This is a genomic window from Actinomadura meridiana, from assembly GCF_039537545.1.
GTDB lineage: Bacteria > Actinomycetota > Actinomycetes > Streptosporangiales > Streptosporangiaceae > Spirillospora > Spirillospora meridiana.
On sequence record NZ_BAABAS010000020.1, the window covers coordinates 74,325 to 98,688 of the forward strand.

24 protein-coding genes are annotated in these 24,364 nt (G+C 70.3%); 11 read left to right on the forward strand and 13 right to left on the reverse strand.

Features of this window, described 5'->3' with window-relative positions:
- Positions 1 to 20 precede the first annotated feature (20 nt).
- The 4 genes from ABD808_RS26345 to ABD808_RS26360 all read right to left on the reverse strand — a co-directional run bounded on the left by ABD808_RS26345 (position 21) and on the right by ABD808_RS26360 (position 4,563).
- Positions 21 to 851: a carbohydrate ABC transporter permease gene (locus ABD808_RS26345; protein ID WP_344901594.1), complete on the reverse strand. Its 831-nt coding sequence runs from the start codon at positions 849 to 851 to the stop codon at positions 21 to 23.
- On the reverse strand, positions 851 to 1,786 hold the full coding sequence (locus tag ABD808_RS26350) for a carbohydrate ABC transporter permease (RefSeq protein WP_344901596.1): 936 nt from the start codon (positions 1,784 to 1,786) through the stop codon (positions 851 to 853). Before ABD808_RS26350 ends, ABD808_RS26345 begins: the two co-directional genes overlap by 1 nt.
- A gap of 13 nt (positions 1,787 to 1,799) precedes the next feature.
- The gene (locus ABD808_RS26355) at positions 1,800 to 3,149 is read right to left on the reverse strand and encodes an extracellular solute-binding protein (protein WP_344901599.1); all 1,350 of its coding nucleotides are present in this window, start codon (positions 3,147 to 3,149) and stop codon (positions 1,800 to 1,802) included.
- Between the two features lie 427 nt (positions 3,150 to 3,576).
- Complete coding sequence (locus ABD808_RS26360; protein ID WP_344901602.1) at positions 3,577 to 4,563, reverse strand: hypothetical protein; 987 nt, start codon at positions 4,561 to 4,563, stop codon at positions 3,577 to 3,579.
- A gap of 154 nt (positions 4,564 to 4,717) precedes the next feature.
- On the opposite strand from ABD808_RS26360, the gene ABD808_RS26365 reads away from it, so the two are divergent.
- Entirely contained in the window at positions 4,718 to 5,608 is an 891-nt protein-coding gene (locus ABD808_RS26365; protein WP_344901605.1) for a hypothetical protein, read from the forward strand.
- A gap of 44 nt (positions 5,609 to 5,652) precedes the next feature.
- Entirely contained in the window at positions 5,653 to 6,735 is a 1,083-nt protein-coding gene (locus ABD808_RS26370; RefSeq protein WP_344901608.1) for a quinone-dependent dihydroorotate dehydrogenase, read from the forward strand.
- Positions 6,736 to 6,744: 9 nt separating this feature from the next.
- On the opposite strand, the gene ABD808_RS26375 is transcribed toward ABD808_RS26370, so the two are convergent.
- The 4 genes from ABD808_RS26375 to ABD808_RS26390 all read right to left on the reverse strand — a co-directional run bounded on the left by ABD808_RS26375 (position 6,745) and on the right by ABD808_RS26390 (position 10,784).
- Entirely contained in the window at positions 6,745 to 8,184 is a 1,440-nt protein-coding gene (locus ABD808_RS26375; RefSeq protein WP_344901611.1) for a DUF7059 domain-containing protein, read from the reverse strand.
- A 2-nt stretch (positions 8,185 to 8,186) separates the two neighbouring features.
- On the reverse strand, positions 8,187 to 9,044 hold the full coding sequence (locus ABD808_RS26380) for an N-acetylmuramoyl-L-alanine amidase (protein WP_344901615.1): 858 nt from the start codon (positions 9,042 to 9,044) through the stop codon (positions 8,187 to 8,189).
- Between the two features lie 107 nt (positions 9,045 to 9,151).
- On the reverse strand, positions 9,152 to 9,388 hold the full coding sequence (locus tag ABD808_RS26385) for a hypothetical protein (RefSeq protein ID WP_344901618.1): 237 nt from the start codon (positions 9,386 to 9,388) through the stop codon (positions 9,152 to 9,154).
- 322 nt (positions 9,389 to 9,710) lie between these two features.
- On the reverse strand, positions 9,711 to 10,784 hold the full coding sequence (locus ABD808_RS26390; RefSeq protein ID WP_425548994.1) for a LacI family DNA-binding transcriptional regulator: 1,074 nt from the start codon (positions 10,782 to 10,784) through the stop codon (positions 9,711 to 9,713).
- Between the two features lie 307 nt (positions 10,785 to 11,091).
- Between ABD808_RS26390 and ABD808_RS26395 the strand changes: the two genes are divergently transcribed.
- Positions 11,092 to 11,790, forward strand: a complete 699-nt coding sequence (locus tag ABD808_RS26395; protein ID WP_344901621.1) for a TetR/AcrR family transcriptional regulator — start codon at positions 11,092 to 11,094, stop codon at positions 11,788 to 11,790.
- A gap of 392 nt (positions 11,791 to 12,182) precedes the next feature.
- Here ABD808_RS26395 and bldC read toward each other — a convergent pair whose 3' ends face one another.
- The gene (gene bldC, locus ABD808_RS26400; protein ID WP_012850682.1) at positions 12,183 to 12,386 is read right to left on the reverse strand and encodes a developmental transcriptional regulator BldC; all 204 of its coding nucleotides are present in this window, start codon (positions 12,384 to 12,386) and stop codon (positions 12,183 to 12,185) included.
- 265 nt (positions 12,387 to 12,651) lie between these two features.
- On the reverse strand, positions 12,652 to 13,581 hold the full coding sequence (locus tag ABD808_RS26405; RefSeq protein WP_486303658.1) for a DUF8083 family protein: 930 nt from the start codon (positions 13,579 to 13,581) through the stop codon (positions 12,652 to 12,654).
- Positions 13,582 to 13,667: 86 nt separating this feature from the next.
- Between ABD808_RS26405 and ABD808_RS26410 the strand changes: the two genes are divergently transcribed.
- Positions 13,668 to 14,801: a Leu/Phe/Val dehydrogenase gene (locus ABD808_RS26410; RefSeq protein ID WP_344901627.1), complete on the forward strand. Its 1,134-nt coding sequence runs from the start codon at positions 13,668 to 13,670 to the stop codon at positions 14,799 to 14,801.
- A 255-nt stretch (positions 14,802 to 15,056) separates the two neighbouring features.
- Positions 15,057 to 15,263, forward strand: coding sequence for a DUF3073 domain-containing protein (locus tag ABD808_RS26415; RefSeq protein ID WP_328374213.1), 207 nt, complete (start codon positions 15,057 to 15,059; stop codon positions 15,261 to 15,263).
- A 427-nt stretch (positions 15,264 to 15,690) separates the two neighbouring features.
- Here ABD808_RS26415 and purM read toward each other — a convergent pair whose 3' ends face one another.
- Together purM and purF are read right to left on the reverse strand one after the other, a co-directional pair.
- Positions 15,691 to 16,716: a phosphoribosylformylglycinamidine cyclo-ligase gene (gene purM / locus ABD808_RS26420; protein WP_344901635.1), complete on the reverse strand. Its 1,026-nt coding sequence runs from the start codon at positions 16,714 to 16,716 to the stop codon at positions 15,691 to 15,693.
- Positions 16,713 to 18,179 (reverse strand): amidophosphoribosyltransferase, encoded by a 1,467-nt coding sequence (purF, locus tag ABD808_RS26425; RefSeq protein ID WP_344901638.1) that lies wholly within the window; start codon positions 18,177 to 18,179, stop codon positions 16,713 to 16,715. The genes purM and purF overlap by 4 nt, the downstream gene beginning before the upstream one ends.
- A gap of 128 nt (positions 18,180 to 18,307) precedes the next feature.
- Between purF and ABD808_RS26430 the strand changes: the two genes are divergently transcribed.
- Complete coding sequence (locus tag ABD808_RS26430) at positions 18,308 to 18,679, forward strand: hypothetical protein (RefSeq protein WP_344901641.1); 372 nt, start codon at positions 18,308 to 18,310, stop codon at positions 18,677 to 18,679.
- Between the two features lie 14 nt (positions 18,680 to 18,693).
- On the opposite strand, the gene ABD808_RS26435 is transcribed toward ABD808_RS26430, so the two are convergent.
- On the reverse strand, positions 18,694 to 19,182 hold the full coding sequence (locus ABD808_RS26435) for a sterol carrier family protein (RefSeq protein ID WP_344901643.1): 489 nt from the start codon (positions 19,180 to 19,182) through the stop codon (positions 18,694 to 18,696).
- Between the two features lie 171 nt (positions 19,183 to 19,353).
- Here ABD808_RS26435 and ABD808_RS26440 point away from each other — a divergent pair, with 171 nt between their 5' ends.
- The 5 genes from ABD808_RS26440 to ABD808_RS26460 all read left to right on the forward strand — a co-directional run bounded on the left by ABD808_RS26440 (position 19,354) and on the right by ABD808_RS26460 (position 24,165).
- Complete coding sequence (locus ABD808_RS26440; protein ID WP_344901646.1) at positions 19,354 to 21,219, forward strand: serine/threonine protein kinase; 1,866 nt, start codon at positions 19,354 to 19,356, stop codon at positions 21,217 to 21,219.
- A 25-nt stretch (positions 21,220 to 21,244) separates the two neighbouring features.
- Entirely contained in the window at positions 21,245 to 21,934 is a 690-nt protein-coding gene (locus tag ABD808_RS26445; protein WP_344903499.1) for an RNA-guided endonuclease InsQ/TnpB family protein, read from the forward strand.
- 37 nt (positions 21,935 to 21,971) lie between these two features.
- Positions 21,972 to 22,943: a coiled-coil domain-containing protein gene (locus ABD808_RS26450; protein ID WP_344901649.1), complete on the forward strand. Its 972-nt coding sequence runs from the start codon at positions 21,972 to 21,974 to the stop codon at positions 22,941 to 22,943.
- Between the two features lie 82 nt (positions 22,944 to 23,025).
- On the forward strand, positions 23,026 to 23,544 hold the full coding sequence (locus ABD808_RS26455; protein WP_344901652.1) for a DUF2199 domain-containing protein: 519 nt from the start codon (positions 23,026 to 23,028) through the stop codon (positions 23,542 to 23,544).
- Between the two features lie 12 nt (positions 23,545 to 23,556).
- Positions 23,557 to 24,165 (forward strand): HD domain-containing protein, encoded by a 609-nt coding sequence (locus tag ABD808_RS26460; RefSeq protein WP_344901655.1) that lies wholly within the window; start codon positions 23,557 to 23,559, stop codon positions 24,163 to 24,165.
- Positions 24,166 to 24,364: the final 199 nt, after the last annotated feature.

Here is a 24,364-nt window from a genome sequence, read left to right on the forward strand (position 1 = left end):
GGACAGGCTCTCCCGTGCACTCAGCCCTTGACGGCGCCGGACGTCAACCCGGCCACGATGCGGCGCTGGAACGCCAGGACGACGATCACGACCGGAACAGTGACGACCACGGCGGCGGCACAGATCGCGGTCGTCGGCTGTGCGAAGAACGACTCGCCGGTGAAGAACGCCAGCGCCGCCGGAACCGGCCTGGCGCGCTCGGTCGACGTCAGCGAGATCCCGAAGACGAAGTCGTTCCAGCAGAAGAAGAAGGTCAGGATCGCGGCGGTGAACACGCCCGGCGCGGCCAGCGGCACGATCACCTTGCGGAACGCCTGCCAGGCCGTGGCGCCGTCCACCTGCGCGGCCTGCTCCATCTCCCACGGGATCTCGCGGAAGAACGCCGACAGCGTCCAGATCGCCAGCGGCAGCGCGAACGAGATGTACGGGATGATCAGGCCCGGCCAGGTGTCGTACAGGCCGATGTTGCGCCACAGGTCGAACAGCGGACCGACCAGCGACACCACCGGGAACATCGCGATGGCCAGCGCGAACGACAGGATCAGCTTCTTGCCCGGGAAGTCCAGGCGTGCGATCGCGTACGCCACCAGCGTCGCGAACACGACCCCGACGAACGTGGCGATCAGCGAGATGCCGATCGAGTTGATCAGCGCGGAGGTGAACAGGTCGGTCTTGAAGACGGTCTCGTAGTTGTCCCACGTCCAGTCCTTCGGGAAGAAGCCCTGGACGTTGCCGACCTCGGTGGGCGTCTTGAACGACAGCATCACGATCCACACGATCGGGAACGCCGTCCACACCAGGATCAGCAGCGAGGCGACGACCCACAGCGACTTCGAGCGCGCCGACTCCATCAGCGATCACCTCGCACCTGCGACAGATCCACCCGGAACCCCTTGATGAACACGGCCGCGATCAGCACCACGGACAGGAACAGCAGCACGCCGACCGCGTTGCCGAGGCCGAGCGCCGTCCTGGTGATGATCTGTTGATAGGTCAGGAACGACAGGACCTGGGTCTTCTCCTGGCCGGACGTCATGATGAACACGTTGTCGAAGATCCGCCAGGCGTCCAGGGTGCGGAACAGGACGGCGACGAGGATCGCGGCCCGCATGTTCGGGATCGTCACCCGTTTCAGCCGCTGCCAGGCCGTCGCGCCGTCCACCGTCGCCGCCTCCCCGAGGTCGCGCGGCACCTGCGCGAGCCCGGCGAGCAGCAGCAGCGACACGAACGGCGTCGTCTTCCAGATCTCCGACAGGACGATCACGAACAGCGCCGACCAGCGGTGCGAGAACCAGGCGTAGTCGCCGAGCCCGAACCACGAGTTGACGAACCCCGACTGGACGTCGAAGGCGTACTTCCAGGCGAACGCCGAGATGACCGTGACGATCCCGTACGGCAGCAGGATCGCGGTCCGCACCGTCCGCCGACCGAACATGGCACGGTGCATGACCATGGCGAGCGCGAAGCCGATGACCAACTCCACCCCGACCGTGACCACCGTGATGATCAGCGTGGTGACGACGGTCTGCCAGAACAGGCCGTCGGTCAGCGCGGTCTGGTAGTTGCCGAGGCCCACGAAGCGCCGGTCGTCCGGTGCGGTGAGCCGGTAGCTGAACAGGGACTCGTAGATCGCGTTGCCCAGCGGGTACGCCGTGACCAGCAGCATCACGACCACGGCGGGCGCCGACAGCAGCAGCCCCAGCCTGCGCTCGGCCCGGCCGCGGTCGGAGATCTCCGCGCGGGCGGCGACCCGGCCGCTCTTCGGCGCCGTTTCCACGGACGTCATCCGAACACCTCCGTCAGAGCAGGGCCTTGTCGTGCAGGACTTCGCGGATGAACGCGGCGGAATCGCGCGGCGTCGTCGCCGGGTTCACCGACGACGGCGGATGCCAGCGGTTCTGGATGGCGCCGGACACGTCCGCGTAGTAGGGGGTCGCCGGACGGGGCGTCGCGGCGGCGATGGAGTCCCGCATCAGCGGCGCCATCGGGAACTCCTTGCGGATCTCCGGATCGTCGTAGATCGCGGGCCGGGCGGCGACGTTGCCCTCGTCGAGCATGTACTGCTTCATGTTCGCGGCCGAGGTGATGCAGCGGGTGGCGTCGAGGGCGAGGTCGCTTCGGTACTTGCCGTACGCGCTGACCGCGATCTCGATGCCCCCGAACGGCGGCCTGCTCTCCTGGTTCGGGTTCACCCGCGGATAGCGCGCCCAGCCGAGGTCGCCCACGATGTTCTTGTCGATGGCGCCCGAGTCGGCGTCGCCCTTCTCCGCCCGCCACACGTAGCCCCAGTTGAGCAGGAACCCGCCGCGCGGGCCGTTGATCGTCGCGCGGGACCCCTCCTCGATGTCGGTGGACAGCGTCGAGCTCGCGGCCTTCGACCTGGCCAGCTTGCGGATGATCGCGGCGGCCTGCCGTCCGGCGGGCGAGTCGATCTCGATGGTGGCGTCGTCGCCCTTCTCCGCGTCACTGAGGATCCGGCCCCCGGCGGACGCGATGAGCGCGTTGATCCACACCATGTAGCCCTCGTACCGGTTGCCCTGCACGCCGATCGTGGTGTTGGTGCGGTTGGCGGCGTCGATCATCTGGTCCCAGGTGAAGCCGGGCGCGTTCGGGTCGATGCCCGCCTTCCGCGCCACCGACTTGCGGTACCAGAGGAGCTGGGTGTTCGCCCAGAACGGAGCCGCGAAGAGCTTGCCGTCCCAGGTCGAGCTGCGCACCGCCGAATCGAACACGCCCCGCGTGAACGGCTGCGACTCGCTCCCGCTGAACGGACGCAGGAATCCCGCGTTCGCGAACTCCGCGATGAAGACGGGGTCCAGGCTCATCAGGTCGACGCCCTTGTCCTTGGCCGCCAACCGCCTGATCAGCTGCTCGCGCTGCGCGGTCGCGTCGCTGGGCAGCAGCGCCGTCTTGATCTTGTACTTGCCGCCCGCGGCCTTCGTGCAGGACGCGGCGATCTTGGCCTGCCCGCCGTTGTCCGGGTTGATGTACCAGTTGAGGGTGGGGATCCCGCCGCCGCCCCCGCAGGCCGTCATCCCCCCGGCCAGCAGCGTCAGCGCCGCGCCCGTTCTCAGCAGGCGCCCTCCCGGACCGTCCCGCCTGCCACCCTGCCCGCCAACCTGCCTGACTCGTTCGACTCGTCCGACCATCTGGCCTCCCGAAGCCTCCCACCAGGTGCGACACTTCGTCGGGCCGCAGGCGAGGCGGGTCCGGCCTCCATTCGAACACCGGACCGCGCCACTGTCGAGATCCAGAAGTCGATCGAAAAACCGATGGCCGTCCCGCTGGTAACCGCGTGCCCAACCGCAACAAACATCTCATTACGGAGCGCTTATCGCGGATGACACTCGATCAAGTGTTCATCAAATGTGAGCGGAACGTGACATTCAGAGACGGGACGCGAACATCACGGAGCCATCGCGGAGGGAGACGGGGCGGGAGGAGGCAGGGCGGGAGGAAGCGGGGCGGAGACAGGGCGACGTGGCATGAGAAGGCGCGGAGGTCTCGCGAACCCCGACCGACCCGCGAGACCTCCGCGCCTTCGCCTGTGTGGGCGGTCACGGCGCGTCGGACGCCTCAGTACCCCCCGCCCGATCCGTAACCGCCTCCGCCACCGGAACCCGTGCCCATGCCCATGCCGGTGCCGGTGTTCGCGGCCCTTGTGCCGGTCGGGGTCGTGGCCCACCAGACGCCGCCGACGCCCTGGCCCTTCACGTCACCGGGCCGTTCGTCCTTCTCGTAGTAGTACATCGGCCAGCCGTTGATCGTGAGCTGGCATTTCCCGTCGTCCTTGCGCTCGATGAAGTCGACCCGTTTCCGGTCGACGCCTTCGAGCCTGAGCTTCTTCCACCCCTTGAACACGGCGGGCGGCCACGCCTTCTTGCACGCGCTGAAACAGGTGGTCGTCGGCGGCTTCGGGGTGTCCTTGTCGAAGCGGTACAGGGTGCGGCCCTTGCCGTCGGTCAGGATGAGGCCGAGCTTCGGATCGTTCTGGGTCTTCACGACCGTCCAGCCCTTCCAGCGGTCGACGGTCTCCGTCCGCTTCGCCAGGGCCTTCATGCCGGTCGGGGACGCGGCGTACCAGGCCTTGCCGACGCCCTGCCCCTTGATGTCGCCGGGGGCGCCGTCCTTGGCGTACCGGTACAGCGGCCATCCGCCGAGCGTGACCTGCCATGTGCCGTCCGCCCGCCTGACCTTGCCGACCAAAGACGGGTCGACGCCGTTCACGCGGGTGGCCGCCTCGCTCGCCGACACCGGCGGCCACGCCTTGGCGCAGGCGTCGGCGCAGGTGGACGCGGGCGGACGGGCCGTGTCGTTGTCGAAGCGGTAGAGGGTGCGGCCCGCGTCGTCCGTGACGACCTTGCCGAGCCGGGTGACGTTGGCGACCCCGAGCGTCGTGGGCTCGGGCGCCGGGGGCGCGGACGGCTTCGCCGGAGGGGCGGCCTGCGCCCGCGCACCGGCGTTCTGCTGGCGTCCCGGGCTCTCCTGTCCGCAGGCGGCCAGCACCAGCCCCGACGCGGTCACGGCCGCCGCGGCCGGTATCGCCCACCGTGGGATCTTCATTGTCGTGTGTCCTCCGTCGCGACGCCGCACCGCTCTGCCGGGTCGTGGAGCAGTACGGTGAACGCCGCGAACCGGTTCAAGCCGGGAACCGACCGCACGCGTGCCGGGTCAAATGCACGCTCGATTCCATTGACAGTTCACGAGGCAGGCAGCAGTGAGCACCGGCGACAGCACACCCGAGGGTCCTCCGTTCAGCCTCGCCAAGCAGCCGCCACCGCCGCCGCCCTCCGCCGGACCGGCGTGGATCGTGGTTCCGGCTCGGGTCGTCGCGCTGATCGTGCTGTTGCCGCTGCGGCTCGTCTACGACCTGTTCGTCCTGGTCGGACGCGGTATCCGCGCGGTTTGGAACGCTTTCGTGGGGGTCCTGGCATGGATCGGCCGTCTCATCGGCGGCGTGCTGTGCTGGATCGGCCTCGCGGTGTACCGATGGCTGCTCGCCCCGTTCGGACGGCTGCTCGCGGCCATCGCACGCGGCCTCGGAGCGCTCCTGAACTTCCTGCTCATCCGGCCGCTTCGGTGGCTCGCCATGGTGCTGATCGTCATACCGCTGCGGTGGGTTTACCGGGTGCTGCTCGCGCCGATCGGACGCGGGCTGGTCTGGCTCCTGGTCGTTACGGGACGCGCCATCGCGGTGTTGTTCCGCGTGCTCGTCATCATTCCGGCCGTGTTCCTGTGGCGGTACGTGCTGCGTCCGCCGCTGCGCTTCCTCGCCTGGCTGGCGCGTGGCGCGTTCGCCGTCCTCGCCGCGGTCGCGGGGGCCGTGGCGTGGTCGTGGCGGCTGGTCGGACGGTGCCTGGCGTGGCTGGCGTACGTGCTGGTCGTGGTGCCCGTCCGGGCCGTGTGGCGGTACGTCCTGGCGCCGATCGGCGCGGTGATCGCCGGGACCTGGCGGCTCGCGGCCCGCGTGCTGCGGCCCATCGGGCACGGGATCAGCGTGACGTGGCGGGTGTGCGTGGGCGACCCCGTCCGGGCCGTACGCCGGACGATGCGGGAGGCGGCCCGCGACGTCCGCCTGCAACTGCGCCGCACCTTCCGCGGGTACTGACCGTCCGGGCCGGGATCGTCGGGGACCTGGGATACTTGGGGACGATGTATCGACTCTTGTTCTCACTGGTCATAGCGCGGGTCCCGGCCGAGACCGCCCACCACCTGACGATGCGGGCGTTGCGCGCCCTCCAGGCCGTGCCCGGCGTCGCGGCGCTGCTGCGGCGGCGGCTCGGGCCCCGCGACCCGGCGCTCGCCGTGCGCGCGTTCGGGCTCGACTTCCCGTCCCCGCTGGGCCTCGCCGCCGGGTTCGACAAGGACGCCGTCGCCTACGAGGCGCTCGGCGCGTTCGGGTTCGGCCATGTCGAGATCGGCACGGTGACGGGACGTCCCCAGCCCGGCAACCCGCGTCCCCGGCTGTTCCGCCTCGTCCCCGACCGGGCGGTCATCAACCGGATGGGCTTCAACAACGAGGGCTCCGAGGCCGCCGCCCTCCGGTTGCGCTCCCGCACGGGCCGGACGATCGTCGGGGTGAACATCGGCAAGACCAAGGTCGTCCCGGAGGCCGAGGCCGCCGCCGACTACGTCGCGAGCACCGAGCGCCTCGCCCCGCACGCGGACTACCTCGTCGTCAACGTCAGCTCCCCCAACACCCCCGGCCTGCGGAACCTCCAGGCCGTGGAGCATCTGCGGCCCCTGCTGACGGCCGTCCGCGCGGCCGCCGACCGGGCGCCGGGGCCCGGGGGCCGCCGCGTCCCGCTGCTCGTCAAGATCGCGCCCGATCTGGCGGACGCGGACATCGACGCGGTCGCCGACCTCGCCGTCGAACTCGGCCTGGACGGCGTCATCGCCACCAACACCACCATCGCCAGGGACGCCACGCTGCTCAGCCCGCCCGCGCTGGTGAAGGAGACCGGCGGCCTGTCCGGCGCTCCGCTGAAGGACCGGTCGCTGGACGTCCTGCGCCGCCTGCGGTCCCGCACCGGCGGACGGATCACGCTGATCTCGGTCGGCGGCGTCGAGACCGCCGACGACGTATGGGAACGTGTGCGCGCGGGCGCGACGCTCGTCCAGGCGTACACCGGCATGCTCTACGGCGGGCCGCTGTGGGCGCACCGCGTCAACCGCGGCCTGTCGCGCCGCCTGCGGGAGAGCGCGTTCGCCGATCTGGACGAGGCACGCGGCTGACCTGCGGCGTCAGTCGAAGAAGCCGTCCGCGATCAGTTCGGGGAGGACGGCGTCGGCATGCGCGCGGACCTGCTCCGGGTCCATGCCGGTGAGCTGCGCGATGGCGTCGAGCAGCGGGTCGAGCGGCAGGTCGCCGTCGCAGACCCCGGCGAGCGCCGCCTCAACCGTGCCGACACCGGCGGCCCGGCGGAGGCGCCGGGTCTGGCGGAGCACGATCCGCTCGGGGTCCTCCGCGCCGGGCGGGCCGATCTGTTCCTGGACGAGACCGGCCGCCGCCCGCAACGGCCGTCCACAGCCTGTGGAAAACTTTTCGGCGCGGACGAACCCGTCCAGGATCTCGTCGGCGTAGGCGCCCACCGGCTCCTCGACAGTGTGCCGCACCTCCTCGACCCGGACGGCGGGACGCTCGCCGCGCCGCAGCGTGATCCACCCGAACCCGATGCCGGTGACGCCCTGCCCGTCGAGATGATCCAGCCATGCGTCGTAGCGGGCGCGGTACTCCGGGGTGCCCGCCTCGCACGAGTCACGGAGCCACAACTCGGCGTACTCCGCCGGGTCCTGGACGTCGCGTTGCACGATCCAGGCGTCGCATCCGTCCACCCACGAGGCGACGCGCTCGTCCCAGGGGACGCCGTCGATATGCAGCCAATTCGCCAGGAGCTGGCAGTATCCGCCGTCGTTCAGATGGTCCGCGGCCTCCGCGACGAGGCGGCGGCAGACGTCGTCGCCCGGCAGTCCCGACTCCCGGTACGTCCATCGCGGACCCCCGGACGGGGCGACCACGAACGGCGGGTTGGACACGACCAGATCGAATCGGCGCCCCCGGACGGGCTCCAGCAGCGACCCCCGGACGAGTTCGGCGCCGTCCACGCCGGAGAGCGCGAAGCTCATCGCGGCGAGGTCGAGCGCGCGCGGGTTGACGTCCGTGGCGGTGATCCGCGCACCGGGATTCCGGCCCGCGATGTGCACGGCCTGGACGCCGCAGCCCGTCCCGATGTCGAGCACGTTGTCCACAGCCCTGTGGACAACCAGCCGGGCCAGGTTCGCCGACGCGCCGCCCGCGCCCACGACATGATCGGCCGCCGGGACGGTCCCCGACCCGGGCCGGACGCGGAGATCGGACACGGCGTATCCGGCGTGCCCGTCGCCGCCGACCGCCTCCAGCGGCTCCACGCGCAGCAGGGCCCGCACCTCGCCGCCGGACCGCTCGGCGAGGCCCGCCGCGACCAGCTCGTCCGCGCCATACGCGTCGGCGTCGACCGGAACCTGGAGCCAGAACAGCCGCGTCAACGTCTCCAGCGGCGAGCCGCCGCCGGTCGCGCGCAGGGCCGGGACGATCTCGTCCCGTGCCAGCGCCCCGCCCGCGACGGGCCCGAGCAGCTCGCGCACACCGGCGACCGTGTACCCGGCACCGGTCAGCAGCTCACGAACACCACGAAGATCGGCCACGGTCAGGTCAGGAAGCTCTCGAAGCCCTTGGCCAGAGACTCGGCGATGCGCTGCCGGAACGACGCGCTCGACAGCTTCGTCGCGTCGCCCTTGTTCCGCATGTTGCCGCACTCGATGAACACCTTCGGGACCGTCGACATGTTGAGACCGCCGAGGTCATCGCGCCGGTCGATGGCCTTCTTGCCGAGATAGTTGGAGTAGGGGATGCCGGTGCCCTCGTGGTAGGCGTCCCGCAACGCCGTGCCGAGCTTGGCGGACCGCGACACGATGTCGGTGTTCGTCCCGACGGCGATCGGCTCGATGATGTGGAAGCCGTGGCCGGACGTGGACGCCCCGTCGGCATGGATCGACAAGGCGGCGTCCGCTTTCAGCCGGTTGCCGATCGCGGCGCGCTCGGTGATGCACGGGCCGACGCCCTTGTCGTTCTTGCGTGTCAGCGTGACCTTCGCGCCCCTGGCCCGCAGCAGCTTCGCGAGCCGGTTGGAGACGTCCCAGGTGAAGGCGTGCTCGTTGTAGCCGTCCCGGGTGTCGGTACCGGCCGTGTCGCACGCCTTGCTGCCGTTGCCTATCCTGACCTGCTTGTTTATCTCGGACGGGTGCGCGGCGTTCCCGCCGTTGTGCCCCGGGTCGATGACGACGACCTTGCCGTCCAGGTCGGACCCGCCGTCTGACGGCGCGGAAGTCTCCCCGGACGCGGGAGGCGCCGCGGTCGCCGTCGGCGGATCGGCGGCCGGGCCGCCGCCACCGGGCGGGTCGGCCGACGCGTCACAGGCGCCGATCGTGATGAGCGCGCCAAGGCACAGCGCGAGACCGGCGGCCGCGTGCCGGACGGTCGGGGCACCGCCTCGATGGGTTCGCACCGACCACTTCCTCCGTGACGCCTCCGTTACCGACCCTGACAGTCTGCACGCCGTCGCAGGTTCGTCAAACGCGGTTCGTCGAACGCGGAGCCGGAAGCGGACGCGTGTCAGCCGAGCGGGTCGTCGCGGCCGAGCAGCGCGGCGAGCGCCCGCGCCTCCTCGGCGTCCAGGCCGAGGACCACCCGGGGGCGCCCCCATGGATGGTCGATCGAATGGGCCACATAACTGGCGACCGACTCCATGACCTGCTCGGTCATCCCCCGCGCGTGCCGCCACTCCGACCACGCGCGTTCCAATTCGCTCGCCGCACGCTGCGCGCACGACACCAGTTCCGGATCACGCACGAGCTGAACCCTTCGGTGGACGTCCCGTGTCCGTCCGGCGGGGTCCCCGTCCAGACGACCTTCGCGAGGTCGCCCGGGCCACCCGCCGGACCATGGGTTCCATTAACCCGCCGCACACGGACCGAGGGCCGGTGAATGCGGCAGTTTTGGCGGGCCTCTTACCCCGCGCACACCGCTTGGAGAGAGAACCGGCCGTTCACCGGCCGGGCGCCTGGCCATGCATCGGACCGTACGCATGGCCAGGCCGGGCCGCACCGAGCACAAGGCCGGGTCGGTTTTACGAAAGTCAAGGGAGGCGGGGGGACATTCCTGTGACCAGGGCTCACAGGACGGGAGCGGGACCCGTCGTCGATCGGACCACGAGGTGCGGGACGACGAGGTTCTGCCGTGCGACCCGGGCCGGGTCGCCGATGCGGGCCGTCAGCATCTCGGCGGCCACGCGCCCCATGTCGCGGCGGGGCTGGTCGACGCTGGTCAGCGAGATGTGCCGGATCGCCGCGAGATGGGTGTTGTCGTAGCCGACGATGGACAGCTGCGTCGGCACCCGCATCCCGAACTCGTCGGCCGCCGACAGCGCGCCGGTCGCGACGAGGTCGTTGGGCGCGAAGATGGCGGTCGGGCGCGGATCGCGGCGCAGCAGCGCGCGGGCCGCCCGGTAACCGCCGTCCTCGGTGAAGTCACCGGCCTCGACGACGATCTCGGCGGTCAGCCCGTGCCGGTGCATCGCCTTCTCGTACCCGGCGCGGCGGTAGCGGGCCGTCGTGGAACGTGCCCCCTCGATATGGGCGATCCGCCGGTGTCCGAGCTCGACCAGATGGTCGACGGCGAGGCTGGCGCCCAGCTCGTCGTCGTCCACGACGATGTCGACCCCGACGACATCGCGTTCGCCGACGACCACGACCGGGACGCTGGCCGCGGCCTCCTTCAGCGACTCGGGGACGACGCTGAGCAGGACCAGCCCGTCCACCCGCATCTCCAGGAACGCCTCGACCGCCTCCGCCTCGAACAGCGGGTCCCAGCGGCCGCTGCCGACCAGCATCCGCAGGCCCGCGCCGTGCAGGCTCTCCTGGAGACCGTCGAGGAACTCGGCGAAGAAGGGGTTGTGGAGGTCGGCGACGATCGCGCCGATCAGCCGGGTGCGGCCCTCGACCAGGCTGCGCGCCACGGCGTTCGGGCGGTAGCCGAGCTCGCGGGCGGCCTGTAGGACGGCCTGCCTCCGGCGCTCGCTCACATGCGGTGACCCTCGCATCACGAGGGACACGAGTGACTTGGAAACGCCGGCTCGCTCCGCGACGTTCCGGATCGTCGGTTTCGGCGCGGGGACGGCCCTCCCATCGTCGCGTCTCGCGGGAGAGGGCTCGCTGCGCGGTTGTGGCACCGCGCCCTCCTCCCGCATGTTGTGCAGGGAATTCGCTTGATCAGCTGACATGGCACTCCGTCCAGGGGGACCTGCAGGACCTGCCGCGACCGGCGCGCGAAGGGGTTGGAACGCGCCGTCCTCCACTCGGGGAGGAGATGCCATGATGCCGCGCCTTCCCCCCATACCGCCGCAACAGTGAGTAACGGGCATCCGACAATGGTGGTTCAGGGCTGTGGTGTTCCGGATCACAGGCCGCCGAAAAGTGATCAAGAGTCGGCGCGGGGCCCGTTCCATCCCTGATCGGCGGGGCATGGCGCCGTCCGGGCTCGGATACCCTGCCCGGGTGGAAGATCGCGCGGTGGCCGGCGAGGCGCGAAGCCGGCGGCCGGACCGCCCGAGCGGCGGCGGACGCGGCCGGCGGAGGCTCAGCGTCGACCAGCGCCGGGACGAACTGATCGCGGCGGCGCTGCAACTGTTCAGCGCGCGGCCGCCGGAGGACGTCTCGATCGACGACGTCGCGGCCGCGGCGGGCGCGTCCCGCGCACTCGTCTACCACTACTTCGGCGGCAAGTACGAGCTGTATCTGGCGGCGCTCGGCAGCGCGGCACGGCAGTTGTCGGTGCTGCTCGAACCGCCGACCGAGGGCAGGCCGCTGGAAAGGCTGCGGATCTCCCTGCGCCGCTACTTCGACTTCGTGGAGAGCCACGCGGCCGGTTACGCCGCGTTGCTGCGCGGCGGCCCCGCCGACCGGTCCGGCGAGGTCGGCGAGATCGTCGACGGTATCCGGCAGCTGCTCCTCGACAGGATCCTGTCGTCGCTGGACGTCGAGACGCCGCGGCCGATCCTGCGCATAACGCTCCGCTCGTGGATGGCCGCCGTCGAGACCGCCGGACTGGACTGGCTGGAGAACCGTGACGTGCCGCGTTCCCAGCTGGAAGCGCTGTTGGTCGACCATCTGGTGGTCATGTTCCACGCGGCCGGACGCCACGACGCGAGCACGGGAGAGCTGTTCGACCGGATCTCCCAGGTGGAGCTCGGCTGACTCCCCGGGGGCGGACGGCGCCACATTCGTCGACTCTGTCCTCATGTGGACAAAAAGTCACCTGTGTCCCAAATTCCGCGCACGTCAGCGGGCGTTTCGCCGTCCACGACGACGTAACCGACTGCCACGCGGACCCTGGGACGACACGGCCCGTAGCCGGAGGCACTCGCCACGAGGTGCCCCCGTCGCCCTTGGGACCGGGCGCCTCTGGCACCCGGCCCCAGGGGCTGCACGGATGAGCACGGCTACAACGGCCATCCCCCCAAGCCATCGCCGACCTCGGTCACCGGCGTTGGCCGGAACCGGCATCGGCATCGCGATCACCGGCGGGGCCGGATCCGCACGGGGCGGGAATCCGGTCGCACGGCGCGTCGCGCTCCGTGCCCCGAGCCCTACTCCGAACGCTGCTGCGGAATGCCCGCGAGCAGCGCCCGCACCTCCGCCTCGCGGTAGCGGCGGTGGCCCCCCAGCGTCCGGATGGACGTGAGCTTCCCCGCCTTCGCCCACCGCGTGACGGTCTTGGGGTCGACACGGAACATCGTCGCCACCTCCGCCGGCGTCAGCAGGGGCTCGGCCTCTGGCGTACGTGCTGACATGTTTGCGGCCTCTCCTCCATGGACCGATGACAGCGATCCTGCGATTGATCCTCGCGTGGTCACTGATGTCCCCTATGGCCCGAGTTGGACCACTATGACATCACAACGTGTAACCTTGCCACCACTCAGCGCTACAAGCAAGTTCCTGGCCGTAGTTGCGAGGAAACATCCCGGCGAGCGGCGCGTATCCGATGGCGAGTGGGTCACGCAGCGTGATTCTAGCGATACGTATAGTCGTATCGCGCGCGGATTCGGGAAATTTGTTTTAGTTCGCCGCTTCGAGTGCCCGGACGGGCCTCCAGCGGGCCAGCAGCCGCTTGTACATCGCCACGGTCAGCTCCGCCTCACCGCGCCGCATCCCGGTCAGGGCCACCGCCACCTCGGCGACGGACTCGTCCGTGCTGAGCGTCCGGTCGTCCAGCAGATGGACGAGCCCTCCGTAGTCGAGCTCGACGAGCGACCGCGGATGGAAGCCGCCGAGCCAGCGGCCGAGCGTGTCGAGCCGTCCGGCCGACAGCAGGTAGACCTCGCCCGTCCCGTCGCCGAGGTTCGCCCGCACGACCGGGAGCGCGTCCGCCACCCGCCTGCGCGCCTCGCCCATCGCGGTGACGTAGATGAGCGTACGCGCGGGCGCCGCCGTCGCCGATCCCTGACCCGCGACCGGCGGTTCGGCGTGTTCCTCGGACGTGTCCGGTTTGCGGTAGCCGGTGCCCGGCGTGCCGAGCATCAGGCAGCGTTCCTCCCGCGCGAACGGCACGAACCAGTCGAGCGGCACATGCCAGGTGCTGGTCAGGATGTGCGGACGCAGGGGCTTGCCCGACCGCTTCCACTGCTCGAAGTCGCCCGTGGCGCGCTCCGCCGCGGGAGGCGGGACGAACGCCGCCGCGACCCCCGCCACCTGCTCGTCCCTGAACCGCTCGAACGCCAGCCAGGACCGCAGCCGCGTCTCCCACGGGCACACGTAGATCATGTCGTCGAGGCGGCGCACGTAGGCGTCCCTGCTCTCCCGTTCCGGCGCGACCTCGGGCGGCGACCCGGTCAGCCGGAGCAGCGCGGCGCGGTGCTCGACGCCGAGCGCGTGGATCCGCCGCGGCCGTCGCCGGGAGTCGGCGTAAACCGTCCACAGGGTCCGCGCGGGTTCCGGAAAGGCGGTCACCGGCTCATAAACCCGAAGGTACGAGGCGTACGGAAGCACCCTCGCATCGTGACATGAGATTCGGTCGGGCGCCGTCGCATCCGGCGTCCTAGGCTGATCGCAGAGACTGAGAGGAGGGCACTACCGTGCCTAACGTCTTCGGGCCGCCCCACAAGGGCGCCGAACATGTCATTCAGGGGGGCGACCCCCCTGTACCCCCTGGCGCTTCGCGTTTCGGGAGTCACGAACAGGTCGTCTTCTGCCAGGACGAGGCAAGCGGCCTGCGTGCGATCATCGCGATCTACTCGACCGCACTGGGTCCGTCCCTGGGAGGGACCCGCTTCTACCCCTACAAGTCAGAGGACGAAGCCCTCGCCGACGTGCTGAACCTGTCACGCGGCATGGCGTACAAGAACGCTCTCGCCGGGCTGGACCTCGGCGGCGGCAAGGCCGTCATCATCGGCGACCCGGCCACCGACAAGTCCGAGGCGATGCTGCGCGCGTACGGACGGTTCGTCCAGTCGCTGAACGGCCGCTATTACACGGCGTGCGACGTCGGCACGTTCAGCGAGGACATGGACATCGTGGCGAGGGAGAGCCGGTACGTCACCGGCCGGACGGTCGCGCACGGCGGTGCGGGCGACTCGTCCATCCTGACCGCGTTCGGCGTGTTCCAGGGCATGCGGGCCGCCGCCGAGACCGTGTGGGGGGCGCCCACCCTGCGCGGTAGGCGCGTCGGCGTCGAAGGCGTCGGCAAGGTCGGCCACCGCCTCGTCGAGCACCTCCTGGAGGACGGCGCGGACATCGTGATCTGCGACGTGAACCAGGCCGCCGTCGACCGGGTCCGGTCGGCACACCCCGAGATCGAGGTCGTCGCCGACGCCGCCGCGCTGATCCGCACCGAACTCGACGTGTACGCGCCGTGCGCCCTCGGCGGCTCCCTGAACGACGACACGGTGCCCGTGTTGACCGCCAAGGTGGTGTGCGGGGCGGCCAACAACCAGCTCGCCCACGTCGGCGTGGAGAAGAGCCTCGCCGACCGCGCGATCCTGTACGCGCCCGACTACGTGGTGAACTCGGGCGGTGTGATCCAGGTCGCGGACGAGATCGGCGGCTTCAACTTCGACCGGGCCAAGGCCCGCGCGACCGGCATCCACGCCACCACGAAGAAGATCTTCGCGCTGGCCGCCGACGAGGGCGTCCCGCCCGCCGTGGCGGCCGACCGGCTCGCCGAACGCCGGATGACCGAGGTCGGCAGACTGCGCGGCATCCTGCTCTGAGCACCGCCGAACAGCGCTGGAAGGCCGCCGTCGGACCGTCCCTTCGGCGGCCTTGGCGTGTCCTCGCGGCCAGCGGATACACTGTTGTCATCAGCAACAGGGGCGCCGCCACGTACCGTCGATGTACCGAGCCAGGCGCAAAACGGGTACGGTTGTATCCGTGACTGACGCATGGCTCATCAGGCACCGGTTCGTGTGGTACACGCGCGCGTTGATGGGCCCACGAAAGCCCTGACCATCGAGGGGGTCGAGCCAATGGGTCGCGGCCGAGCCAAGGCCAAGCAGGTAAAGGTTGCCCGACAGCTCAAGTACAACAGCGGCAATACGGACCTCGACCGCCTGAAGAGCGAGCTGGGAGTCAACGAGGCGGGGGACGACTCCTACGACGAGCTCGCCGAGAAGTACGCCGACTACGCCGACGACTACGGCACGGAGGACCGCAAGGACGGCACCTCCGGCTGACGGTCTGACACCACGCCACTGCCCGAGCCTTCGGGCAGTGGCGTTCGTCATACCGCCACCCCGGTCGGACCTTGATCATCCCAGGCGCCTGAGCGCCCCCACAAGCGCCGACGGCCGTTTGTCGATGCCCGTGTGACCCATGAGTCTCACGAGCCCCTCAGCGCCCCGCTCAGCCCTGCCCGCGGCCGCCCCTCCGAACGCCCGGTGTCCAAAGATCACCGATCGGGTGCTTTGGCCCCAAAAGTTCTGTGGACGCCGTGCCGTCCCGGGACCTGGGCCGCCGCCGGTCAGATGCTCCTGACCACACGAGTCTTGTGGACGCGCCGTGCCGTCCATGGGCCAAGGCCACCGCTGATCAAGCGCTCCTGACCACACGAGTTTGTGGACGCCGTGCCGTCTGGGAGCGGGCGGGCGCTGGTCGGTGGGGTTAGGTGAGGGTGGCTGTGCCGGTGCCTGGGGTTATTTCGCCGAGATGCCAGGCGGGGACGCCTCGGGCGGCGAGGGTGCGCAGGGCCTCGGCGGCCTTGTCGGGGCCGACGATGGCGGCCATGCCGACGCCCAGGTTGAACGTGGCGTCCATGTCGGGCCGCGGGATGTCTCCGTGGGCCTGGAGGACACGGAACAGCGGCGGCACCTCCCAGGACGCACGGTTCAGGACGGCGTCCACGGTCGGCGGGAGGGATCGGGCCAGGTTCGCGGTCAGGCCGCCGCCCGTGATGTGAGCGAACGCACGTACGCCGCCGGAGCGGGTCAGGGCGAGGCAGTCCTGGGCGTAGATGCGGGTGGGGGTGAGAAGTTCCTCACCCAGGGGGCGGGTCAGGTCTGTCGGCTGGGAGTCGAGCGTCAGGTCGGTGGTCGCCAGGACGCGGCGGACGAGCGAGTACCCGTTGGAGTGAATCCCCGACGACGCCATGGCCAGGACGATGTCACCGGGGCGCACCCGGTCGGGGCCGAGGACGTCGTCCGCCTCGACGACGCCCGTCCCGGCGCCCGCGAGGTCGAACTCGTCGGCGTCCAGGAGCCCGGGGTGCTCGGCGGTCTCGCCGCCGACGAGCGCGCATCCGGCGAGGGCGCAGGCGTCCGCGATGCCGCCGACGATGTCGGCGACCCGTTCCGGGACGACCTTCCCGCAGGCGATGTAGTCGGTCATGAACAGCGGCTCGGCGCCGCAGACGGCGAGGTCGTCGATGACCATGCCGACCAGGTCGTGACCGACCGTGTCGTAGACGCCGAGACGACGCGCCAGGTCGACCTTGGTTCCGACGCCATCCGTGGAGGTCGCCAGCAAGGGCCGCTTGTAGCGGGTCAGCGCGGAGGCGTCGAACAGGCCCGCGAAACCGCTGACGTCGTCGACGACCTCGGGGCGGCGGGCACGGGCCACCCGCGACTTCATCAGCTCGACGGCGCGTTCACCCGCCGCGATGTCGACTCCGGCGTCCTTGTAGGACGTCATCGACTGGCCTCCAGGAGGTGCTTGCCACGGGCGTCCAACTCCACCGGGATGGGGTAGACGCCGTCGAAACACGCCCGGCACAGGTTGTCCTTGGGGATCGCGGACGCGGAGATCAGCTCGTCGAGGGAGATGTAGCCGAGCGAGTCGGCGCCGATGGAGTCGCGGATCTCCTCCACCGACAGGTTCCCGGCGATCAGTTCGGCGCGGGTGGCGAAGTCGATGCCGTAGAAGCACGGCCAGGAGACGGGCGGGCTGGAGATCCGCACATGGACCTCGGCGGCGCCCGCGTCCCGCAGCATCCCGACGATCGCGCGCTGGGTGTTGCCGCGGACGATCGAGTCGTCCACCACGACCAGCCGTTTGCCCTCGATCGCCTCGCGCAGCGGGTTCAGCTTGAGGCGGATGCCGAGCTGCCGGATCGTCTGCGACGGCTGGATGAACGTCCGGCCGACGTAGGAGTTCTTCACCAGGCCCTGGCCGTAGGGGATGCCGGACGCCTCCGCGTACCCGATCGCGGCCGGGGTGCCCGACTCCGGCGTCGGGATGACCATGTCGGCCTCGACCGGATGCTCGCGGGCCAGGCGGCGTCCGACCTCGACGCGGGTGGCCTGGACGCTGCGTCCGGCGATCGACGTGTCGGGCCGCGCCAGGTAGACGTACTCGAACAGGCAGCCCTTCGGCCGGGCGTCGGCGAACCGTTCGGAGTGCACGCCGGAACCGTCGATCGCGACCATCTCGCCCGGTTCGATCTCGCGGACGAAGCGGGCCCCGACGATGTCGAGCGCGGCGGTCTCGGACGCCACGACCCAGCCCCGGTCTTCCAGGGCGCCGAGGACGAGCGGCCGGATCCCCTCCGGGTCGCGGGCCGCGTAGAGCGTCTCCTCGTCCATGAAGACCAGCGAGTAGGCGCCCCGGGTGGCCGGGAGGATCTCCCGTGCCGCCGCCAGCACGCTCTCCTTACCGCCGGTGTCGCCGCGCGTGGCGAGCAGGGCCGTCAGGACCTCGGTGTCGGTCGTCGCGGTCAGCACACCCGGTTCGAGCCCCTCGGCCAGTTCCAGGGTGTTGATCAGGTTGCCGTTGTGGACGAGCGCCAGCCCGCCCGCGTCCGACGACCGGAACGTGGGCTGCGCGTTCTCCCACGTGGGCGAGCCCGTCGTGGAGTAACGGCAGTGGCCCACGGCGATGTGGCCGCGCAGGGTGTTCAGCACCGACTCGTCGAAGACCTGGGCGACGAGGCCCATGTCCTTGAACACGACGATGCGGGAGCCGTCGCTGACGGCGATCCCGGCCGATTCCTGCCCGCGGTGCTGGAGCGCGTACAGGCCGAAGTAGGTCAGTTTGCTGACTTCCACCCGGGACGCCTGGTCCGGGGGAACCCAGACGCCGAAGACCCCGCAAGCGTCCTGCGGGGGGCGATCGCTGGGATCGATGTCGTGGCTCAGACGTCCGTCACGAAGAGGCACGCGAAACAGTCTAGTTGCCGGGTTCACCTGCTCGAATCGGCGGTATCTCCTTAACGGACCTTTACCCCCCTGAAGCATGGGCATCAGGGGCCACGGGGGACTCTGGTGACCGACACGTGGAGGAACGCATGACGCTACCCGGGTACCAGACGTATTCGCCGCCCGCGCCGCGCAGGCGGAGCAGGCTGGCGAGGGCCTCCCAGGTACTCGGGATCACCGGCCTGGTGGGGCTCGTGCTCTGCCTGGCGGGGGTCGTCCCGGCGCTCTTCGGGGTCGTCCTCGGGGCGGTCTCCCTGGTGCGGCGCGACGGCGACCGGCGGCCGGCGATCGTGGGCGTCATCTGTTCCTCCGTGGCCCTCGCGATCGGCGCCACCGCGATCTTCGTGCTGTTGAGCAAGGCGGCCCAGTGCGGGGACGAGGCGCGGTACCCGGACGACGCGTCCCGCCGCAACTGCGTCGAACGCGAGTTCCCCTTCGCCCAGGCCAACCGGACCTCGTGACTCCCCGCGACCGATCAGCCCGGCTCCGCGACCTCGCGGTCGATCGGGATGGGCAGGTGAGCTGAGAGGTCGGCCCGCGCGCCGCTGGCCCGGACCCTCCCGTCGGCGACGGCGTCGTCCCAGGCCAACCGGCCGGTGGCCAGCCCGATCCAGTCCGTGGCGTCCATCTCCACCACATTTGGGGGTGTTCCACGGGTATGGTGCGGCCCGTCGATGCATTGGACCGCTGCGTAAGGAGGGACGCGCACCTCCACCGAACGACCGGGCGCCAGCTCGGCGAGCCGGTCGAGCAGGAACCGCACCGCTCCCTTGACGACCGGCCGGACGATCGGCCGAACGGTCACCGGGGCCGGTTCGGCGCCTCCCGCCTCCAGCCCGGCGAGCACGGTGTCCAGCGCCGCGCGGCGCAGCCCGGCGGGGTCGTCGGCGCCGGTGTACGGCGGCAGGCCGAGCGCGGCACGCTGCTCGTTCAGGACGGAGAGGGTGAGCGGTGTTCGCGACACATCCCGACGCTACCCGGTCCGGGCGATCCGCGGTCCGGCACCGTGGTGGGGCCGTCGCGCCGTCCAGGCGGTAGAAAGGGACACCGCCGCCGGGCCGGGGCACGGCCGCGGGACACGCAGGGAACGGGGAGGCCGGGGACGGGCTCGCCGGAGGACACGGAGGTTCGTCAGATGCCCGAGGCGCTGCCTCTGCAGCCGGGTGACCCGCGAAGGCTCGGCGTCTTCGAGATCACGGGACGGCTCGGCGTCGGCGAGCAGGGGGCCGTCTTCCTCGGCCGGGACCCGGCGGGCGCTCCCGTCGCCGTGAAGGTCCTGCACGTGCGGCTCAGCGGCGAGCCCGCCGCCAGGTCACGGTTCGCGAACGCCTTCGCCCCCGCCCGCAAGGTCTCCGGCTTCTGCACGGCCGCCGTCCTGCACGCCGACGTCGAGGGCGACCGTCCGTACGTGGTGAGCGAGTGGGTGGACGGGCCGTCCCTCCAGCAGCTCGTGGACGAGGAGGGCATGCGCGGCCACACCGTCGTCGAACGGGTGGCGGTCGGCACCATGATCGCCCTCACGGCCGTGCACCGCGCGGGCGCCCTGCACCACAGCCTGAAACCCGGGAACGTCCTGCTGGGACGGCGCGGTCCCCGGCTGTGCGACTTCGGCATCGCCGAGGCGCTGGAGGCCGTGAACGCCTCGTTCAGCGGACACATCGCCGAGGACCCGTCCTACAAGTCGCCCGAACAGCTGAGCGGCACCGGCATCGGCAGCGCCACCGACGTGTTCGCCTGGGCCTCGACGCTGCTGTTCACGGCCACGGGCGAGCCGCCGTTCGGGGAGGGCACGCCGTCCGAGGTGATGCAGCGCATCGTCTACGACGACCCCGACTTGTCGAGAGTCCCCGAGTCGCTGCGGGACGCGATGACGAGCGCCTTCGCCAAGGACCCGGCGGACCGTCCGACGGCCGAGGAACTTCTCCGCCGCCTCCTGGACGAGAACGGCCCGCTCGCCGGTCGGCTGCCCCCTTCCTTGGTGACCGAGGGCCGCGCACTCGCCTTCGGCGCGCCCCCACCACAGCCCGGCCCGACGATGGCGCCGCCACCACCACCGCGTCCGCCCATGGGCGCACCGCCCCGTCCTCCCACGACCACCCCACCCGGCCCCGCCGGACCTCCCCCACCAGTCGGCCCACCGTTCACCCCGCCAGGCGGGCCTCCAGGTGGCCCGCCGGGTGGGCCCCCGGGCTCGCCGCAGCCCCTGCCACTACTGGGCAAGCTCTCCCGGATCCGCCGATCGCGTACCGAACCCAGGCGGGAGCCCGCGCCGCCCGCCGCCGACCTCGACCCGGCGGCCTTCGACGAGACCACGGCCTTCCGGGCGCTGGACGACCAGCCCGAACAGTCCGATGAGACGCGGCGCGACACGGCCGTCCCAACTCCGACCGCTACGTTCGACGCCGTCGACATGGACGAGGGTCCGAACGGCACCGAACCGACCCCGCACCTCATCCCCGGCCTGGAGGAGAACCGCGACGACAACGTCGGGCGGGGCGCGTCGCCGTTCGCGTCCCTCGCGCGGATGCGGCGGCCCAGCAACCACGTGCTCGGGGTGGCGTTGTCGCTGTTCATCGGCGTCGGCGTCGGCATCGCCATCATCGCGCTGGTCCTGTGGCCGCAGCTCAACGCCGACAACGACGCGCCGCCCGACAGCGCGAACGCCTCCAACAACCGTCCGGTGACGACCATCCCGTCCTCGTTCGCCGGGACGTGGAGGGGGACGGTGGTCAACACCAACCGCAACGCCTCGTTCCCGGTGGAGGTGACGTTCACGCCGGGCGGGACGACGGGCCGCGTCTTCTTTCCCCGCGAGCGCTGCAACGGCACGCTGACGCTGACCAGGGGGACGGAGAGCGCGCTGAAGATGTCCCTGTCCGTCGGGAAACCGTGCACGTCGGGCATCGTTCAGATCGCCCGGCAGCCGGACGGGACACTCCAGTACGCGTGGAGCAAACCCGGCACGAGCCTCGGCTACAACGGCCGTCTGAACCACGGCTGAGCCCGTCCCGTACTTGAAGAAGTGACTGAACCGACGCTCCCTCCGCGCCCTCAAGGGCAGGCCCCAGTCCAAGGGGTATCGCGAGGCGCAGCGGCAGGCCGCCAAGGTGTACAAGAAGGTAGCCCGGCAGCGGCAGGACGACGCCCGCAAATGGGCCAAGAAGATCGTGCGGGACCACGACGCGGTCGCGGTCGAGGACTTCCACCCCAAGTTCCTCGCCAGATCCACGATGGCGCGCAAGGCAGCCGACGCCGCGATCGGAGACGCCAAGAAAGCCCTGATCGAGATGGGTCGCAAACACGGCCGGGACATCCACTTGGTGGACCCGGCTCACACCACGATGGACTGCGGCCAGTGCGGCGTCAGAGCCAAGCACCGCCTGCCGCTGTCGGAACGCATCTACACCTGCACCGCGTGCGGGATGTCCCGGCCCCGGGACAAGAACTCCGCGTACGTGATGCTGGTCCGGGCGGGTCTGGCCCCGGGCGGTGCCGATGGCGCAAGACCTCTCCGCCCCGTCAGGGCGGGAGGCGGCCTGAGCCGCGAATCCTCGCACATCTCATGCAGGGAGGGACTCCAAGAATCCCCTCCCTTCGGGGAGAGGAGCATTCAAGTAAGATGGCTCGGCTTCCAGCCTTCCAGCGGCTTCTCCCGCTTCGCGCCGCCTCACCGATCTTTGGGGTTTAGCCTTGGCGAGGCACAGACGGCACTTTAAGGTTCATTGACCAACGGCAGCGACGAGAGGAGAGCACGTGGAGACCCCCGCCTCCGCACGTCGGCACCGTGGAAGACTCACCGGTGTGGGTCTGGTCGCCATCGCCACGGCACTCCCGCTGATCGGCACGGCGACACCGTCCGCCGCCGCTCCCCCCGCCCTCGCCGCCTACAGCGCGTACGCCGCCGACCCGGGCGACAGCAAGAAGTTCGCCGAGCTGAACCGGCAGATCGAGAAGCTCGACAAGGCGTACGGCGGCGACCTGGCCAAGCTCAAGGACGCCCAGTACGCGGCGGAGAAGTCGTTGAAGAAGTCCAAGGACCTCCAGCAGGACCTCGTCGAGGCCCGCGACCTCGTCGCCCAGCTCGCCGCCACCCAGTACATGATGAACGGCGAGGACCCCACGGTCACCTTCGTGACCGACGCCAACCCCAGCGACCTCCTCAGCAACGCCACGCTGGTCAGCCATCTGGCGCAGAACAAGGCCGACAAGGTCGCGCAGATCCAGAAACTCGTCAACGCCCAGCTCCAGGCCCGCCGGCAGGCCGAGCAGAAGATGACGGAGCTGAAGAAGGAGATCAAGGACCTGCTCGGCCGCAAGTCCAAGATCCGGAACCTGGTCAAGAAGTACAAGCCCCAGTCGCCGAGCGTCGGGATGGGCGGCGTCACGGCCCGCATGCTCAAGGTCAAGAACACCATCGACCTGGAGATGGGCCCGTTCCCCACGATCGGCTGCGTCCGCAGCACCGGCGACCCGCAGGACCACGGCACCGGCCACGCCTGCGACTTCATGGTCACGACCGGCGGCACGATGGCGTCCGGCAGCGCCAAGGCCCTCGGCGACTCGACCGCCCAGTACGCGATCTCCCACGCGAGCGCCCTCGGCATCAAATACATCATCTGGCGCCAACGCATCTACGACCTCCGCAGCCCCGGCTGGCGCGCCATGGAGAACCGCGGCGGCGTGACGGCCAACCACTACGACCACGTCCACATCTCGGTCTTCTAGAACTAGGGACGCGCCACAGCCCGCCCCACGTACCCACCGCCAACCCAGATCAACCCGGGCCGAAGATCAGTACGCTTAACCCATGCCCGACCATTCCGGATTTCTCTGCTCATGCTGCGGGCAGATCCATGACGAGCCACCGATGAACTTCGCCTCCCCGGCTCCCGACTTCTGGACGCCGGAACTGGCAGAGGATTCGGAGAGCGAACTGAGCTCCGACACCTGCGTCATCAAAGGCCAGGCGTTCTTCGTCCACGGACTGATCGAGATTCCGGTGACCGACGCCGACGACGTTTTCAGCTGGGGCGTCTGGGTCTCGCTCAGCCAGGACAACTTCACCCGCGCTCTGCGCCTCTGGGACACCCCGGGCAGGCAGGACGAGCCTCCCTACTTCGGCTGGCTGTCCACCAGCCTGCCGCTCTACGCACCCACGACCATCGACCTCAAGACCAGGCTGCACACACGCCCGGTCGGCGAGCGTCCATTCATCGAGCTAGAACCCACCGATCATCCATTGGCGGTCGAGCAACGCACGGGGATCACCCGCGCCCGCGTCCAGCAGATCGCCGAACTCCTGCTCCACCCCGAACAGCGGCCCTGACGAATCGTGCACATGGAAGAGCCCTCAACGAACTCCGCCGCTCTGGCCCGGGCCCTGCGCGCCACCGCCGACCCGCCGCTGCGCCCGTTGCCGGACGAGGTCGCTGACCTGCTGACATCGCTGGACTGCCCGCCTCGGCTGGGCGCCCATCTGCGACTCGTCCATGACGTCTCCTGCCAGATCGTCGACTGGCTCCAGGAGCGACTGCCGCGACCCGACTTCGACCGGGACGTCGTGCTCTTCGGCGCCGCGACGCACGACATCGGCAAGACACTGCACCTCGCCGAACTCTCCGGGCCCGGTTCGGCGCACGAACCCGCCGGGCGGGATCTGCTCCTCCGCCACGGGTTCGGCGACGACCTCGCCCGCTTCGCGACCACCCACGCGGCCTGGACCGAACCCGGCATCACCCTCGAAGACCTGCTCGTCAGCCTCGCCGACAAGATCTGGAAGAACAAACGCGTCCAGGGTCTCGAAGACCTCGTCGTCACCCGCCTCGCCCAGACGACCGGCCGCCAGCCCTGGGAAGAATTCATCGCGCTCGACGAACTACTCACCCAAATCGGCGATGGCGCCGACCAGCGCCTCGCCTTCCAGGCCGTCCATCCCATTCACGGCTGAACCCGCGAATTGGCCGCCTTCACGACGAACTGAGCCCCACGCTCTGAACCCGTTTGTCGCAGGTCTTCAATAGGGTGCCGTTATCGGAGACCGGTCTGAGTACCCAGTTGGGTCCGCGGCTCAGGGAGGGTGGGTATGGAATCCCGTGACCCCACCCTCCTTCCGGCCGGTCGGCCATTCCCGGTCAACGTGAAAGTGC

Bases quoted from the DNA above. Each gene is read 5' to 3' on its own strand.
- bldC (WP_012850682.1), bottom strand. From the start codon at position 12,386: ATGTCAGCACGTACGCCAGAGGCCGAGCCCCTGCTGACGCCGGCGGAG.
- ABD808_RS26355 (WP_344901599.1), bottom strand. From the start codon at position 3,149: ATGGTCGGACGAGTCGAACGAGTCAGGCAGGTTGGCGGGCAGGGTGGC.
- ABD808_RS26430 (WP_344901641.1), top strand. From the start codon at position 18,308: ATGACGCTACCCGGGTACCAGACGTATTCGCCGCCCGCGCCGCGCAGG.
- ABD808_RS26455 (WP_344901652.1), top strand. From the start codon at position 23,026: ATGCCCGACCATTCCGGATTTCTCTGCTCATGCTGCGGGCAGATCCAT.
- ABD808_RS26415 (WP_328374213.1), top strand. From the start codon at position 15,057: ATGGGTCGCGGCCGAGCCAAGGCCAAGCAGGTAAAGGTTGCCCGACAG.
- ABD808_RS26345 (WP_344901594.1), bottom strand. From the start codon at position 851: ATGGAGTCGGCGCGCTCGAAGTCGCTGTGGGTCGTCGCCTCGCTGCTG.
- purM (WP_344901635.1), bottom strand. From the start codon at position 16,716: ATGACGTCCTACAAGGACGCCGGAGTCGACATCGCGGCGGGTGAACGC.
- ABD808_RS26350 (WP_344901596.1), bottom strand. From the start codon at position 1,786: ATGACGTCCGTGGAAACGGCGCCGAAGAGCGGCCGGGTCGCCGCCCGC.
- ABD808_RS26360 (WP_344901602.1), bottom strand. From the start codon at position 4,563: ATGAAGATCCCACGGTGGGCGATACCGGCCGCGGCGGCCGTGACCGCG.
- ABD808_RS26460 (WP_344901655.1), top strand. From the start codon at position 23,557: ATGGAAGAGCCCTCAACGAACTCCGCCGCTCTGGCCCGGGCCCTGCGC.
- ABD808_RS26440 (WP_344901646.1), top strand. From the start codon at position 19,354: ATGCCCGAGGCGCTGCCTCTGCAGCCGGGTGACCCGCGAAGGCTCGGC.
- ABD808_RS26390 (WP_425548994.1), bottom strand. From the start codon at position 10,784: ATGCGGGAGGAGGGCGCGGTGCCACAACCGCGCAGCGAGCCCTCTCCC.
- ABD808_RS26370 (WP_344901608.1), top strand. From the start codon at position 5,653: ATGTATCGACTCTTGTTCTCACTGGTCATAGCGCGGGTCCCGGCCGAG.